Here is a 15170-nt window from a genome sequence, read left to right as displayed (position 1 = left end):
GCGCGCACGCCCTCGTCACATCGGGGCGAAGGGGCGTTGATCCCGCGGAAACCCACCCGGTAGCGTCTCGCTGCCCTGGGGGCTACTCTACGCCGCCATGAACAATCAGAGCCTTTCCGCGTGGGTCGACGAGGTGGCCCGCCAGACGGAGCCCGACCGCGTGGTGTGGTGTGACGGCTCCGAGGAAGAGTATCGCGGCCTCGTGCAGGCCATGCTTCGGGACGGCACGCTGCATGAGCTCGACCAGGCCGCGTACCCCGGGTGTTACCTGCACCGGAGCCATCCGTCCGACGTGGCGCGCACCGAGCACCTTACCTTCATCTGCTCGGAGCGGGCCGAGCACGCTGGGCCGACGAACAACTGGATGTCGCCGGCGGACGCGCGGGAGAAGATCGGCCGGCTCTTCGACCGCTCGATGCGCGGCCGGACGATGTACGTGGTCCCGTACCTGATGGGCCCGGTCGGCTCGCCCGCCTCGAAGGTCGGCGTCGAGATCACGGACAGCGCTTACGTCGCGGCGAGCATGCGGATCATGACCCGCATGGGCAAGGTCGCGCTCGAGCACCTCGGCACGTCGAGCGACTTCTGCCGGGGTTTGCACTCGCTCGGCGACCTCGATCCGAACCGTCGCTTCATCGCGCATTTCCCCAAGGAGCGGCTCATCTGGAGCGTGGGCTCGGGCTACGGCGGCAACGCGCTGCTCGGCAAGAAGTGCTTCGCGCTGCGCATCGCGAGCACCATGGCGCGCGACGAGGGCTGGCTCGCGGAGCACATGCTCATCATGGGGCTCGAGGATCCCGCGGGGAACGTCACGTACATCTGCGCCGCGTTCCCGAGCGCCTGCGGCAAGACGAACCTTGCGATGCTCGTGCCGCCCGCGAGCCAGCAGGGCTGGAAGGTTTGGACCGTGGGCGACGACATCGCGTGGCTGCGCGTCGGCCCCGATGGCCGGCTCTGGGCGGTCAACCCCGAGGCGGGCTTCTTCGGCGTCGCGCCTGGCACGAGCCGCAAGACGAACCCGAATGCCCTCGCCACGGTCCAGCGCAACACGATCTTCACGAACGTCGCGATGACGCGTGATCGGCATCCGTGGTGGGAGGGCATGGATGGCCAGGTGCCGGACGCGCTCACGGACTGGCAGGGCAGGCCCTGGACGCCCGCGAGCAAGGAGCCGGCGGCGCATCCGAACAGCCGTTTCTGCGCGCCGGCGAAGCAGTGTCCTTGCGTCTCGTCGTTGATGGAGGCGCCCGATGGCGTGCCGATCAGCGCGTTCGTGTTCGGCGGCCGCAGGGCGAAGCTCGCGCCGCTCGTCTACGAGGCGCGGGACTGGGCGCACGGCGTGTACCTCGGCGCGTCGCTGGCCTCGGAGACGACGGCAGCGGCCACGGGCAAGATTGGCGTCGTGCGCCGCGACCCGATGGCGATGCGCCCGTTCTGCGGATACAACATGGGCGACTACTTCGGGCACTGGCTCGAGATGGGGCGCGGGCGCCCGGCCTTCCCGAAGGTCTTCCACGTGAACTGGTTCCGCACGAACGACGCGGGCAAGATCCTCTGGCCCGGCTTCGGCGAGAACCTGCGCGTGCTGCGGTGGATCAACGATCGCGTGCACGGCCGCGCGAAGGGCCGCGAGACCGCGCTCGGCATCTTCCCGAACGAGGGCGAGATCGACACGAGCGGGCTCGATCTGCAGGCGTCTGCGATGAGCGAGCTCTTCTCGATCGATCGCGACGCGTGGCTCGCGGACCTCGTCGATCAGGAGGCGTTCTTCGGATCGTTCGGCGACAGGATGCCCGAGGGGATCTGGCGCGAGCACCGCGCGCTGCGATCGAACCTCCAGACCTGATTCGATCCCCTCGCGACGCTGCTTCCGCGGCCCCGGCGACATCGTCGGGGCCGCGTCGTTTCCATCGTGCGCATCCTCGTCACGCGGGCCTTTCGCGCCGCGTCGTCACGCCGCGCCGTGATGGCGACGCGCTGCGCTGCGCGCGAAATGTCTGCGCTCGGTCTTGACCGCATCACCCATTGTCGCTACTTGCAGTTTCAAAATCTTTTGAAAGTTCATTCTGCCATGTCCGAGCGCGAGACCCCCAGACAGGACGACGGCCACGAGGCCGAGCTCATCGCGGCCGAGGCGATCGGCGACGTGATCGAGCACTGGGGTTTTCGGCGCGTGCTCGGGCGTGTGTGGACGATCCTGTTCATCGCGGCGGAGCCCTTGCCCGCGGCCGTCATCGGCGAGCGGCTGAGCCTCTCGGCCGGCGCGGTGAGCATGTCGCTCACCGAGCTCCAGCGCTGGGGCGTGGTCCGGCGCGTGTTCCGGCCCGGCGAGCGCAAGGAGTACTTCGAGGCCGAGACGGACTTCTGGAAGATGATCTCGAAGGTCTTCGACGAGCGCGAGCGGCTGCTCGCCGAGTCGGTGCGCGCGCGGCTCGAGCGCGCGGTCGCGATGCTCGAGGCTCGCCCGCGCCTGCCGGGCGCCGCGCAACGCGCCGATCGGGTGCGCCGGCTGCTCTCCTTCGTGATCGTCGCCGAGACCGCGCTCGACGGCTTCATTCGATCGCGCCGCGTGGACTTTTCGCCGTTCGGCGACCTCATCCGTTTTCCGCTTCGCGTGGCGACACGCAAGCGCAGGGCCTAGCCATCTCGAGACCCTTCGGTCCGGGGACGGCGCGGAAACGCCGTGCCCCGGCGGGAGAACCCATGTCGATCGCAACGTATCCCATCCAGCGCGTCCCGCATCACGACGTCGTCGGAACCCTCGAGCGTGGCTGCCAGGAGCACGGCCTCGATCCGCTCGCGGCCAAGCTCGCGGAGCTCCGCCTCTTCCTCGCGCACGACCTCGACGAGGTCGATCGCGCGATCTCGGCCGTGGGGCTCGGGGCGGAGACGCCGGCCCAGGCGAGCGCGCGGCACTTGCTCTCGCAGGACGGCAAGCGCCTGCGGCCCATCGTCGTCGCGCTCGCGGCGCATGTGGGCAAGGGCTTCAACGACGCGGCGCGCGCCTACGCCGTGGCCGTCGAGCTCGTGCACAACGCGACGCTCCTGCACGACGACGTCGTCGACGTCGGCGCGCGAAGGCGCGGCGCCGACGCGGCGCGCGTCATCTACGGCAACGCCGCGAGCATCTTCGGCGGCGACTGGCTGCTCGTCGAGGCGCTCTGCCGCATCCAGCGCGCGGGCAACGCCGAGGTCCTCGCGCGCATGCTCGACGTCATCAAGGAGATGGTCATCGCCGAGTCGATGCAGCTCGCGCGGCGCGGCAAGCTCGACACGAGCGTCAGCGACTACTTCCACATCGTCGACGGCAAGACGGCCTCGCTCTTCCGGTGGGCGATGTTCGCGGGCGGGCGCGCCGGCGGCTTGAGCGACGAGGGCTGCGAGGCGCTCGTCGATTACGGCAAGAAGCTCGGCGTCGCGTTCCAGCTCGTCGACGACGTCCTCGACGTCGCGGGTGATCCCGAGGCCACGGGCAAGATGCTGCTCGCGGATCTCGGCGAGGGGAAGATGACCTACCCCTTGCTCTGCGCGCTCGAGCGTTGCCCGGAGCTCGTGCCGCTGCTCGAGGCGGTGTGCGCGGGCGAGGAGGTCGGTCCCGAGGTCGGCGGCCGCGTGGCCTCGCAGCTTCGCTCGTCGGGCGTGGTCGACGAGTGCCTCGCGCTCGCGCGGAAGCTCTGCGAGGAGGCCATCGCGGGCCTCTCGTCGATCCCGGATGGAGTCGCCAAGAGTGCGCTCGTGACCGTCGCGCGCGCGACGCCCGAGCGCAGGAGGTAAGCGCCATGATCGTGTCCTTGAAGAGCGGCGCCGACGCGGCGAACGTGCTCAGGGAGCTCACGGGGCGGGGGCTCTGGGTTTCGCGCGTGGAGCGCAGTACGTCCGGCGGCGCCGTGCATTACGTGATCGCGCCGCATTCGCAGCCGGCGGATCCCGAGGATCTCGCCCGGATCGACGGCGTCGCCGAGGTGACGACGCCGAAGCCCGCGCACCCGTTGGTCTCGGCGCAGGGCCTGGTCGTCGACGTGGGCGGCCTGAAGGTCGGTGCAGACAAACCGGTGTTCATGTGTGGACCGTGCAGCCTCGAATCCGAGGCGCAGGTGCGCGAGACGGCCTCTGTCCTCTCGTCGCTCGGCGTCTCGTTCATCCGCGGCGGCGCGTACAAGCCGCGGACGAGCCCCTACGCGTTCCAGGGTCATGGCGACGTCGCGCTCGAATGGGTGCGGCGCGCGGCCGACGAGGCCGGGATGCGCGTCGTGACCGAGGCGCTCGGCGAGGGGCACGTCTCCGCGGTCGCGGCGTACGCCGATCTCGTGCAGGTCGGCTCGCGCAACATGCAGAACTTCTCGTTGCTCAAGGCGATCGGCAAGACGGAGAAGCCGGTGCTCTTGAAGCGAGGCATGGCCGCGACGATCGAGGAGTGGCTGCTCGCGGGCGAGTACCTGCTCTCGCACGGCGCGAAGGGCGTGATCTTCTGCGAGCGGGGCATCCGCGGCTTCGACGACTCGACGCGGAACCTGCTCGACATCGGGGCCGTGGCGCTCCTGCGGTACGTGCATCGACTGCCGGTCGTGGTGGATCCTTCGCATGGCCTCGGCAGGCGTGATCTCGTCGCGCCGCTCGGCCGCGCGGCGCTCTCGGCGGGCGCGGCAGGCCTCATGATCGAGACGCACCCGGATCCGTCGACGGCGCTCTCGGACGGCCCGCAGGCGGTGCCGCTCGGCGAGCTCGGCCCGCTGCTCGGCCGGCTCGCCTCGACGGAGGAGGCCCGATGACGCGCGCGATCACGAGCCGCATCAGCAAGTTCTACGAGCGCTCGCCCGAGGCGCGCCTCGGCGTGCTGCGCGAGATGGGCGCCGTCGACGATGTCTCGTTCGCGCACCTCGCGCGGGGCGGGTTCGTCGACGTCGTGGTGGCCGATCACATGAGCGAGAACGTGATCGCGACGCACGCGCTCCCGCTCGGCGTGGGCCTGAACTTCGTGATCAACGGCCGCGACGTCCTCGTGCCCATGGCCACCGAGGAGCCGAGCGTCGTGGCCGCGGCGTCGAACGCGGCGCGGATGGTTCGTGCTTCGGGCGGGTTCTTCGGCGAGGCGGATCCGCCGATCATGACGGCGCAGATCCAGCTCGACGACGTGCCCGATCCGACCGCCGCTTGCGCGCGGATCCTCGATGCTCGAGCGCGGCTCTCCGCGCTCGGCGACGCGTCGATCCCGCGCATGGTGGCCCGCGGCGGCGGTGTGCGTGATCTCGACGTGCGGGTGCTCGACGAGGCGCTCGGGGTGATCGTGCTGCACGTGCACGTCGACGTGGGCGACTGCATGGGCGCGAACACCGTCGACACGGTGGCCGAGGCGATGGCGCCGGTGGTGCACGAGATCGCGGGCGGGACGATGGGGCTCCGGATCCTCACGAACTTGCCGCTCCGGCGGCTCGTGCGGGTCCGCGCGGAGGTGCGCGACGAGGACGTGGGCGGTGCGGAGCTCGCGAGCGGCATCGCGCGGGCAAGCCGCTTTGCGGAGCTCGATGTCTTCCGCGCCGTCACCCACAACAAGGGCTTCATGAACGGGCTCGACGCGGCCGCGATCGCGCTCGGGCAAGACTTTCGGGCGATCGAGGCGGGCGCGCACGCATTCGCCGCGCACCGCGGCACGTACCGGCCACTCAGCACGTGGAAGCGCAAGCCCGGCGGGCTCGTCGGTGAGGCGGAGCTGCCGCTCGCGGTGGGCACGGCGGGCGGCCTGTCGAGCGCGCATCCAGGCGTGCGCGCGGCGCTCGACATGCTGGGCGCGGCGACGGCGGGCGAGCTCGCCGTGGCGCTCGCGTCGGTGGGGCTCGCGTCGAACCTCGCGGCGCTGCGCGCGCTCGCGGGGGAGGGGATCCAGCGAGGTCACATGCGCCTGCACGAGCGCAAGCACAACGTGCAGGCCTCCGATGCGCCGCCCGCGCTGAACGGGTCGCGAAGCGAGGTGGGACGATGAGCCAGGAGACGACGAAGGCTCCGCGCGCGGGCAGCGGCGAGATGTTCGACGCGATCGCGGCGCGTTACGACCTCTTGAACCGGATCCTCTCGCTCGGGATGGATCAAGGCTGGCGGCGCCGCGCGGTCGAGGCGCTCGCGATCCGCTCGGGCGCGCGCGTGCTCGATCTCGCCACGGGCACCGCGGACCTCGCGATGACCATCGCGAAGACGCACCCCGAGGCGACGGTGATCGGCGTGGATCCATCGAGCGGCATGCTCGCCGAGGGCGCGCACAAGCTCGCGGCGGCCGGGCTCGAAGGACGCGTCTCGCTGCGCATCGGCGACGCGCAGGCCTTGCCGCTCGAGGACGCGAGCGTCGACGGCGTGGCCATCGCGTTCGGGATCCGCAACGTCCCCGATCGTGCAAAGGCCCTCCGCGAGATGGCGCGCGTCACGCGAAAGGGCGGGCGTGTCGTCATCCTGGAGCTCTCCGAGCCTCGCGCCGGCCTGATGGGCCTGCTCGCGCGCACGTACGTGCACGAGGTCGTCCCGCGCATCGGCGCGGCGCTCTCGGGGGCGAAGGAGTATCGCTACCTTCAGCGCTCGATCGAGGCGTTTCCGTCGCCCGACGTCTTCACCCGCATGATGGGAGAGGCGGGGCTCTCCGTGCTCGAAGCTTCGCCGCTCACGTTCGGCGTCGCGCATCTTTTCGTAGGCACGCCGCTCGGGGAAGGGGCGCGTCGGGAGGAGGCATAGGTGTCTTCGGGCCTCGGGACAGACCTCCTCGCGCGGCTCTCGCGAGCCACGAGGAGAGGTGCAGGATCGGCCGGGGAGATCGTGGCCGTCGTGGCCCCCGCGCCGGTCGTGCCCGCGGCCCGGCTCGTCGCCGCGTGTACGCCTGCCGTGCCGGTCGTGCTGTTCCAGACGCCCTCGCGCGAGGGCGAACCGCCGATCGGCGTCGTGGGCTTCGGCGAGATCGCGCGCGTCGAGGGGAGCGGGCCCGAGCGTCTCTCGCAGGTCACGAGCGCGGCGCGGAAGGTCTTCGCGTCGCTGCGCGAGGAGCGCGACGCGGACGCGGGCAGCGCGCCGGGGCCGCGGTTCGTCGGAGGTTTGTCCTTCCGGACCGAGGCGCGTCGCGAGCCGTGGTCCGCGTTCGCGGATGCGAGTTTTTCGCTGGCCCGGTGGATTTACGTGACCCGCGCAGGCGAGGCATGGCTGTGGCTCCTGCTCCGTGGTGAGGATCTCGGAGCGGAGCGTCCCGCGATCGAAGCCGAGCTCGCGTCGATCGAAGCGGCCTTCACGGCCGCCGCGCGGCCTACCGAAGAAACGCTTCCGCGTGGGGCAGGGGAGGGCACGCGGATCGAAGGAACGAGCCGCGAGGCGTTCTGCTCGCTCGTGCGCGCGGCGCTCGACGCCATCCATGCGCGGGAGATCGACAAAGTCGTCCCCGTCGCCGCGAGCCGCCTCTGCCCGGATCGCCCGTTCGACGCGCGCGCCGCCCTCGCGCGGATCGCCGAGGCGTATGCCGACACCACGCGGTTTGCCGTGCAGCGCGGGGAGCGGGTCTTCCTCGGCGCCTCGCCCGAGCGGCTCGTCTCGCGCCGTGGTCGCGTCGTCACCACCGACGGACTCGCGGGCACCACGCGACGTGGACCCGACGACGCGGGCCTCGTGCGTGCGCTCCTCGCGAGCCCCAAGGAGCGACGCGAGCACGCGCTCGTCGTGGAAGCCATCGCGGCCGTGCTCGGCCCTCGTTGCGACACGCTCGACGTCCCCGAGGCCCCGTCGATCCGCAGCCTCCCGAACGTCCATCACCTGTGGACGCCGATCCGCGGCGCGCTGCGGGACGACACGCACGTGCTCGCGCTTGTCGAGGCCTTGCACCCGACGCCCGCCGTCTCGGGCACGCCGCGGGATCGCGCCACGGACTGGATCGCCGCGCACGAGCCGGACGCGCGCGGCTGGTACACGGGCGCCGTCGGCTGGTTCGACGCCGCCGGCGACGGTGATTTTGCCGTGGCCATCCGCGCCGGGCTCGTCTCGCCGGACGAGGCTTGGCTCTACGCGGGCGCCGGGATCGTCGAAGGCTCGGATCCGCCGGCCGAGTACGCCGAGATCCGCGCCAAGCAAGCTCCAATGCTCGTGGCTCTAGGGATCGTATGATCACAAATGAAAACGATCACCTCGCCTGGGCCGAGACCTTCATGGCCGCCCTCGCCGCTGCCGGCGTGCGTGACGTCGTGGTTTGTCCGGGCTCCCGATCCACGCCCCTCGCGCTCGCCGCCGACGTCACGGCGGGCCTGCGGATCCACACGGCGGTCGACGAGCGGGCCGCGGCCTTTTTCGCGCTCGGCCAGGCTCGCGTGACCCGCCTGCCGAGCGCCGTGCTCTGCACCTCGGGCACGGCCGGCGCGCACTTCACGCCCGCCGTGATCGAAGCCTCGCAGAGCCATGTCCCGCTCCTCCTCGTCACGGCCGATCGGCCCTGGGAGGCGGTCGACGTAGCCGCGCCGCAGACCATCGACCAGACGAAGCTCTTCGGCGGGTACGTGCGCTTCTTCGTGGAGCTCGGCCTGCCCGATCCCGGCGCGCCGCGCGAGGCCCCGGCCCGCGTCGCGATCCACGCCGCGACGCGCGCCCTCGGCCCCGATCCCGGCCCCGTGCACGTGAACGCGCGCTTCCGCAAGCCGCTCGAGCCCTCCTCGCCGTGGCCCGATCCCGCGCGGGCCACGCGCCTCGCCGACGTCCTGCGCCGCGGCATCACCCGCGTCTTCCCGCCCCGGATCGCCGCCCCGCCCGAGGCCCTCGACGCCATCGCCGAGCGCGTCTCCCACACGGAGCGAGGCCTCATCGTCTGCGGCCCCGCGCCCGTCGATCGCCCCGAATCCCCGCTGCGCGACGCTGCCGTCGCCCTCGCCCGCGCCACCGGCTACCCCCTGCTCGCCGAGACCACGAGCCAGGCCCGCTTCGGATCCTCCGCGCCGGACGTCGTCTCCTGCGCCGCCTTCGACGCCGTCTTGCGCGATTCCGCCTTCGCCGCGCGCCACGCCCCCAACGTCATCCTCGAGCTCGGCGCGCCCCCGACGTCCCAGGGATACGCCGACTACCTCGGAAAACACCCGACCGCCGCGCGGTACGTCATCGCGCCCCACGGCTGGAACGACCCCTCCCAGGACGCGACGGCCCTGGTCCTCGCCGATCCCGTCGAGACGGCCCGCGCCCTCGCCGCGCGCCTCGGCCCCCCGCGCCGGTCCTCGCCGAGCGCGTGGGCCGAGAGCTTCCGCCGCGCGGACGCCCTCACCTGGTCGCTCGCCGAGGCCCACGCCACGGGCCCCCACCTCACCGAGGCCGCAATCGCCCGCCTCGTCGTCGCCGGTTGCCCCGCCGGCGCGCTCTTCTCGGTCGGCAACAGCTTGCCCGTCCGCGACGTCGACCTCTGGGCCCCGCCTCGCCCGAACCCCCTCGGCGTCCTGCACCAGCGCGGCGCCAGCGGCATCGACGGCCTCGTCGCCTCCGCCGCCGGCGCGGCCAGCGTCGCTGACAGGCCCGTCGTCCTCCTCCTCGGCGACACCAGCGTCCTGCACGACCTCACGAGCCTCGCGCTCGCGCGACGTGCTCCCGTCCCCCTCGTCGTCGTCGTCGTCCAGAACCAGGGCGGCCGCATCTTCGAGCGCCTCCCCATCGCCCGCGCCGTCGACGTCGAGCGCTTCGATAAGTACTTCACGATGCACGAGCCCGTCGACCTGGCTCCTGCCGCGGCGGCCTTTGGCGTTCGGTTCGCCCGCGCCGAGACCGAGCGGGCCCTCGTCCGCGCGTTCACCGAGGCGCTCCGGAGCCCTGGCGCGACGCTGATCGAGGCCGTGGTCCCGCCGGACGACGGCCGCGCGCGTGTCACCCGCTTCCGGAGCGAGCTCTCCGCCGCGCTCGCCCGCGAGGAGCTTTCATGAGCCCCGAAAAGACCGCGACCCTCGGGTCCTCGCCTCTCGCCGCCTCGGCGCCCCCGATCCGCCCCGGCTCGTTTCGCGCCTGGGTGCTCGCTTGCCGCCCCGCCACTTTGACCGCCGCCGTCGTCCCCGTCGCCGTCGGCAGCGCCATCGCCCACGCGAGCGGCTCGTTCCGCGCGCTGCCCGCCCTCGCGGCCCTGCTCGGCTCGATCCTCATCCAGATCGCCACGAACTTCGCGAACGACGTCTTCGACCACGAGAAAGGCGCCGACACCGAGGAGCGCCTCGGCCCGACCCGCGCGACCGCCACGGGCCTGCTCACGCCGCGCGAGGTCCGCATGGGCCTCGCCGTCACGATCGCGCTGGCCTTGCTGCCCGGCCTCTACCTCGCGTCCGTCGGCGGATGGCCCATCGTCGCCATCGGCATCGCCTCGATCCTCGCCGGCATCGCCTACACGGGCGGACCGTATCCGCTCGGCTACCATGGGCTCGGCGACGTCTTCGTCTTCCTGTTCTTCGGCCTCGTGGCCGTCTGCGGCACCGCCTTCGTCCAGGTCGGCGGCGTCCCACCGCTCGCCCTCCTCGGCGCCGTGCCCGTGGGCGCGCTCGCCACCGCGATCCTCGTGGTCAACAACGTCCGCGACCGCGAGACCGATGTGAAGGCCGGCAAGCGTACCCTCGCCGTCCGCTTCGGCCGCCGCGCCGGCATCCTCGAGTACGCCGCGCTCCTCGCGGCTTCGTATGCCGCACCCGTCGTGTGCGTGGCCTCCCTTGGCCGCTCGCCGTGGGCGCTCTTGCCGCTTGTCTCGTTGCCGCTCGCCCTCGGCTTGCTCCGCGCCCTCGCGACGCAGGAAGGCCGCCCGCTGAACGCCGTCCTCGCGCGGACGGCCATGCTCCTCCTGCTCTTCGGCATCCTCTTCAGCGTCGGGCTCGTGGTCGGGGGAGCGTAGCGTGCGGATCCAGGGCGGCGCCGCGCACCCGTCGTACGGGCCGAACCGCCAGTTCGTGCGTCTCGGCCTCCGCGACGAGCACAGGCGTCTCGGGATCGGCGAAGCGTCCCCGCTGCCGCCGTTCGCCGCAGATGTCGCGTCGGTGCTCGCCGTCGTGCTCGGCGAAGCCCTGCCGGACCTCGGAGCGACCGCCGACGACCTCCCGCCGCGTGAAGCCGTCGCCGCCGCGCTCGCGCCCGTCGAGCGTGCGCTTGCCCCGTACCCCGCGGCGCGTTTCGCCCTGGAGACGGCCCTCTTCGACGTCGTCGGCCAGCGCCGCGGCCTCTCCGTCGCCGCCTGCCTCGCCGTTGCCGATCCGCTCGCCAGCGTGCCCACGAACGCCCTGCTCGACGCCTCTGCGCCCGACCTCGTCGAGCGGGCCCGCGAGGTTGCTGGAGCGGGCCTCCACGCCGTGAAGGTAAAACTCCGCGCCCGGGACGAGGACGGCTTCGCGCGCGAGCTCGCCGCGCTTCGTGCCTTGCGAAACAGCCTCCCGCTGCCGTTCGAGCTTCGCCTCGACCCGAACGGCGCATGGACCCTCTCGGAGGCCCACGAAAAGCTCGCGCGCCTCGCCGAGGTTGCGCCTCGGTACGTCGAGCAACCCGTCCCGGCCGTGCTCTTGCCCGACCTCGGCCCCGCGGCCGTCCCCTGGGCCGCCGACGAGTCCCTGCTTCTCCCCGGCATGCCCGAGCGCCTCGCGCGCGCCGAGGGGTGCGCCGCGTTCATCCTGAAGCCCGCGGCTCTCGGCGGCCTCGATCGCGCCCTCGCCGTCGCGGCGATCGGCGCTGCGGCGGGCCTCGACCTCGTCGTCACGCACTTCGCCGACGGCCCGGTGGGCCTCGCCGCGGCCGCCGAGCTGGCGCGCGCCTTGCCCAAGCCGCCGCTCGCTTGTGGGCTGGAACCCCATGCGGGACTGTCGGCGTATCCGGCAATGGCGATCCCGCAGCGGGGACGGCCGGGGACGGTCCGGGAGGCGGCGCTGCCGGGGCTCGGCTTCTCGGAGGAGGCCCGAACACGATGGATCACGACGGACTGAGCATTTTCGAGGCGATCCGGGAGCCCGGGGTCGCGACCCAGCCGGCGCTGATCGAGGACGGCCGCGTGATGTCGTTCGCCGAGCTCGCGGCCCACGTCGAACGCGTCGCGTCATCCCTCGCAGCCCAAGGACTCGGCCCTGGATGCCGCGCCGCGTTGCGGACGACGTGCGACGTCGGCACGGTCGTCACGATCCTCGCCCTGGTCGAGCTCGGCGTCGCCCTCGTCCCGATTCACCCGCGGCTGACCGATGCGGAGGTGCGCGTCATCACGGAAGATGCGCGTCCAGATCTTCAGATTTTACCTTTCACCTTGAGCGATATCGGTTCGAAACTGCATGAGTTTTCACGAACGATAGCCGCCCCGTCCGCGCCCCTCGCGATCCTCTACACGTCGGGCACGACGGGCCGACCGAAGGGCGCCGTCCTCTCCCGCGGGGCCTTCGCCGCGAGCGCCGCGGCCAGCACCAAGAACCTCGGCTGGACCCCCGACGACCGCTGGCTCGCCTGCATGCCGCTCGCCCACGTCGGTGGTCTCTCCATCGTGACGCGTTGCATCGCGGCCCGCAGGCCCATCGTCCTCGAACCCCGCTTCGACCCCGACGCCGTCCTCCGCGCCATCCGCCGCGAGCGCGTCACCCTGCTCTCGGTCGTCCCCACCATGCTCCGCGCCCTCTTCGACGCCGACCGAGACGGCACCCTCGCCATGCTCCGCCTCGTCCTCGTCGGCGGGGCCGGCGCGCCCCCCGCGCTCCTCGAAGAGGCCGCCGCCCGCCGCGTCCTCGCCCTCACGACCTACGGCCTCACCGAAGCCTGCTCGCAGGTGACCTGCCAGCCCCTCCGACCCCCCGGGACCACCGAGCCAGGATCTGGAAAAGCACTCCCTAGTGTAGACATCCGCACTGTTCTCGACACGGGCGTCCTCGCGGGCCCCCGCGAAGTCGGCCGCATCCAGGTACGCGGCCCCACGCTCATGAGCGGCTACCTCGCCGGACCCAACGAGCCCCTGCGCGCATCACTCACCGAGGACGGATTTTTCGACACCGGCGACCTCGGCGCCCTCGACGAACAAGGCCGTCTCTTCGTCCACGCCCGCCGCACGGACCTCATCGTGACCGGCGGCGAAAACGTCTACCCGGCCGAAGTCGAGCAAGCCCTCGAAGCGCTCCCCGGCGTCCTCCGCGCCGTGGTCTTTGGCGTCCCCGACGACCGCTGGGGACAGATCGTCGCCGCCGGCCTCGCCCTCGACGCGCCCGATCCGGCCCGCGCCGCCGCCCTCGTCGCCGACGCCTCGGCGCGCCTCGCCCCCCACAAGCGCCCGCGCCTCGTCGCCGCCGCCTCTGCCCTCCCGCTCACGGCCTCGGGCAAGCTCGATCGCGCCCGCGCCATCCGCGAGCTCAGCCCGCAACTCGCGCCTGTGCCCCGACGGCCGTGAGCGCCGCCACGGTCTGCTCCGGCAGACCCCTCGACCGGAACGTCTGCCGGTCGATGCACACGTGCACAGCCTGCCCGATCGCGAGCACGCGCCCCTCGGTCGAGCGCACCCGCGCGCCCACGAGCAGCGACCGATCGCTCAGCGTGAGTTTCACGATCTCCACGACCACATCATCGCCGAACCGCATCGGCCCGAGATAATCCGCCTCCGCGTGCCCGAGCGGCATCCCCCACTTGCCCTCCTGCAAGATGGCCGCGAGGTCGATGCCCGCGCGCCGGAGGAGGCTCAAGAACGCGTCGTGAAAGTACTCGAGGACGCGGGCGAAGTAGATGATCCCCGCGGCATCGACGTCCTGGAAGCGGACGGGCCTCGGTTCGGCATGAAGGACCGTGGTGGCATGGACGAGCTCGTCGGAGGAGAAGCGGGGCCGTTCGGACATGGTCGGGAGCCTACCGCAAGCGCGGGGAGCGGACAGCCGGCCGGTGGTGGTATCGTCGCACACGATCGAAGCAGGGGACTTCGGGAGAGAGGGGCGAGGATGCACGTAGGAATCTGCGGTTACCCAGGTTCAGGCAAGACGACGGTCTTTCGGGCGCTCGCGCCCGGAGGCAAAGCCGATCGCGAGATCGCCTACGGCAACATCAAGGTGCCGGACGCGCGCGTCGACTCGCTCTCGTCGATCTTCAGCCCAAAAAAGACGACCTACGCAGAGATCACGTTCGTCGACGTCGGCAGCGGGACGCGTTCGGGCGGCGCCTTCCCGCCCGCCGTGCTGCAAGGCATGCGCAACGCCGACGTGATCGTGCACGTGGTCCGAGGCTTCGAAAACCCCGCACTCACCGCGCCGCCCGAGCCGCCCCGCGACGAGAAAGCGTTCGACGAGGAGCTGCTCCTGCTCGACCTCGGCACGCTGGAGAAGCGCAAGGAGCGCTTCAAAAAAGAGTCGAAGAAGGGCCCCGAGGTCGAGGTGAACACGAAGATGATCGAGCACCTCGAGAAGAGCGAGCCGCTGCGCACGCTAGACCTCTCGGAGGAGGAGCTGCGCGCACTCGGCCCCGGGATCCAGCTGCTCTCGATGCAGCCGCTCATCACGCTCTACAACCTCTCCGAGGAGGCATGGAACGACCCAGCCCGCGCCCACCTGCGCGAGACGAAGCACGGCAAGCAGTGGGTGAAGATGGCACTCTGCGGCTCGATCGAAGCAGAGATCGCAGCCTTGCCCGCCGAGGAGCAAAAAGATTTCCTCGAAGGCCTCGGCCTCGGCGAGCCCGCGCGCAACGTCTTCGTGCGCGAAGCCTACCGCCTGCTCGACTACATCAGCTTCCTGACCGCAGGCCCCGACGAATGCCGCGCCTGGCCCATCCGCCGCGGCACAAACGCAAAGCGCGCCGCAGGCAAGGTGCACTCGGACCTCGAACGAGGTTTCATCCGCGCAGAGATCTACCGGCCCGAGGACCTGGAGATCGCGCGCACCGAGGCCGCGCTCAAGGCCCAAGGCAAGATGCGGCTCGAAGGGAAGGACTACATCGTCAAGGACGGCGATGTCGTGCACTTCCGCGCAGGGACGTGATCCTCGACGGCAGCGTCTCGCTGGGGCTTTGCCCCAGGCCCCAGCAGGGGTTGTCCACCCCTGCACCCGGACCAGCGCAAGCGCTGGACTCGGGGTCGATGAACTGCGCGATGCGCAGTTCATCGAACGGGACAGGTCAAGACCGCGAGCGACCCTGCCGACCGAGGCAGCCGCGCTGACGGTTCGATCGGCGACGCTGTACCAACGGCCTGCTGGACGAACTGCGCGTAGCGCAGTTCG

Annotated in this window: 13 protein-coding genes; 12 read left to right on the top strand and 1 reads right to left on the bottom strand. The window is 71.6% G+C overall.

The window, feature by feature from the left end; all coding sequences use genetic code 11:
• Positions 1-97: 97 nt before the first annotated feature.
• The 11 genes from QHF85_RS39055 to QHF85_RS39005 all read left to right on the top strand — a co-directional run bounded on the left by QHF85_RS39055 (position 98) and on the right by QHF85_RS39005 (position 13360).
• Positions 98-1846 carry a phosphoenolpyruvate carboxykinase (GTP) gene (locus QHF85_RS39055; protein ID WP_281332510.1) on the top strand — a complete coding sequence of 583 codons (1749 nt, stop codon included), beginning with the start codon at positions 98-100 and terminating at the stop codon, positions 1844-1846.
• A 225-nt stretch (positions 1847-2071) separates the two neighbouring features.
• Entirely contained in the window at positions 2072-2641 is a 570-nt protein-coding gene (locus QHF85_RS39050; RefSeq protein ID WP_281332509.1) for a MarR family transcriptional regulator, read from the top strand.
• A gap of 62 nt (positions 2642-2703) precedes the next feature.
• Positions 2704-3774, top strand: coding sequence for a polyprenyl synthetase family protein (locus QHF85_RS39045; RefSeq protein ID WP_281332508.1), 1071 nt, complete (start codon positions 2704-2706; stop codon positions 3772-3774).
• 5 nt (positions 3775-3779) lie between these two features.
• Positions 3780-4769 carry a 3-deoxy-7-phosphoheptulonate synthase gene (gene aroF / locus QHF85_RS39040; RefSeq protein WP_281332507.1) on the top strand — a complete coding sequence of 330 codons (990 nt, stop codon included), beginning with the start codon at positions 3780-3782 and terminating at the stop codon, positions 4767-4769.
• Positions 4766-5977 carry a hydroxymethylglutaryl-CoA reductase, degradative gene (locus QHF85_RS39035; protein ID WP_281332506.1) on the top strand — a complete coding sequence of 404 codons (1212 nt, stop codon included), beginning with the start codon at positions 4766-4768 and terminating at the stop codon, positions 5975-5977. Before aroF ends, QHF85_RS39035 begins: the two co-directional genes overlap by 4 nt.
• The gene (ubiE, locus tag QHF85_RS39030; protein WP_281332505.1) at positions 5974-6714 is read left to right on the top strand and encodes a bifunctional demethylmenaquinone methyltransferase/2-methoxy-6-polyprenyl-1,4-benzoquinol methylase UbiE; all 741 of its coding nucleotides are present in this window, start codon (positions 5974-5976) and stop codon (positions 6712-6714) included. Before QHF85_RS39035 ends, ubiE begins: the two co-directional genes overlap by 4 nt.
• The gene (locus tag QHF85_RS39025) at positions 6715-8121 is read left to right on the top strand and encodes an isochorismate synthase (protein ID WP_281332504.1); all 1407 of its coding nucleotides are present in this window, start codon (positions 6715-6717) and stop codon (positions 8119-8121) included.
• A complete protein-coding gene (gene menD / locus QHF85_RS39020) occupies positions 8118-9905 on the top strand; it encodes a 2-succinyl-5-enolpyruvyl-6-hydroxy-3-cyclohexene-1-carboxylic-acid synthase (protein ID WP_281332503.1) in 1788 nt (595 codons plus the stop codon). Before QHF85_RS39025 ends, menD begins: the two co-directional genes overlap by 4 nt.
• Positions 9902-10852, top strand: a complete 951-nt coding sequence (locus QHF85_RS39015) for a 1,4-dihydroxy-2-naphthoate polyprenyltransferase (protein ID WP_281332502.1) — start codon at positions 9902-9904, stop codon at positions 10850-10852. The genes menD and QHF85_RS39015 overlap by 4 nt, the downstream gene beginning before the upstream one ends.
• 1 nt (position 10853) lies before the next feature.
• A complete protein-coding gene (locus QHF85_RS39010) occupies positions 10854-11927 on the top strand; it encodes an enolase C-terminal domain-like protein (RefSeq protein WP_281332501.1) in 1074 nt (357 codons plus the stop codon).
• Positions 11909-13360 carry an AMP-binding protein gene (locus QHF85_RS39005; RefSeq protein ID WP_281332500.1) on the top strand — a complete coding sequence of 484 codons (1452 nt, stop codon included), beginning with the start codon at positions 11909-11911 and terminating at the stop codon, positions 13358-13360. The genes QHF85_RS39010 and QHF85_RS39005 overlap by 19 nt, the downstream gene beginning before the upstream one ends.
• On the opposite strand, the gene QHF85_RS39000 is transcribed toward QHF85_RS39005, so the two are convergent.
• A complete protein-coding gene (locus tag QHF85_RS39000) occupies positions 13323-13799 on the bottom strand; it encodes a thioesterase family protein (protein ID WP_281332499.1) in 477 nt (158 codons plus the stop codon). The genes QHF85_RS39005 and QHF85_RS39000 overlap by 38 nt on opposite strands.
• A 99-nt stretch (positions 13800-13898) precedes the next feature.
• Between QHF85_RS39000 and QHF85_RS38995 the strand changes: the two genes are divergently transcribed.
• The gene (locus tag QHF85_RS38995; RefSeq protein ID WP_281332498.1) at positions 13899-14930 is read left to right on the top strand and encodes a DUF933 domain-containing protein; all 1032 of its coding nucleotides are present in this window, start codon (positions 13899-13901) and stop codon (positions 14928-14930) included.
• Positions 14931-15170: the final 240 nt, after the last annotated feature.

The sequence above is a fragment of the Polyangium sp. 6x1 genome (assembly GCF_029946515.1).
In the GTDB taxonomy this organism is placed as follows: Bacteria; Myxococcota_A; Polyangia; order Polyangiales; family Polyangiaceae; genus Polyangium.
The sequence above is the reverse complement of the archived record's forward strand: the minus strand, read 5'-3'. Positions and strand labels throughout refer to the sequence as shown.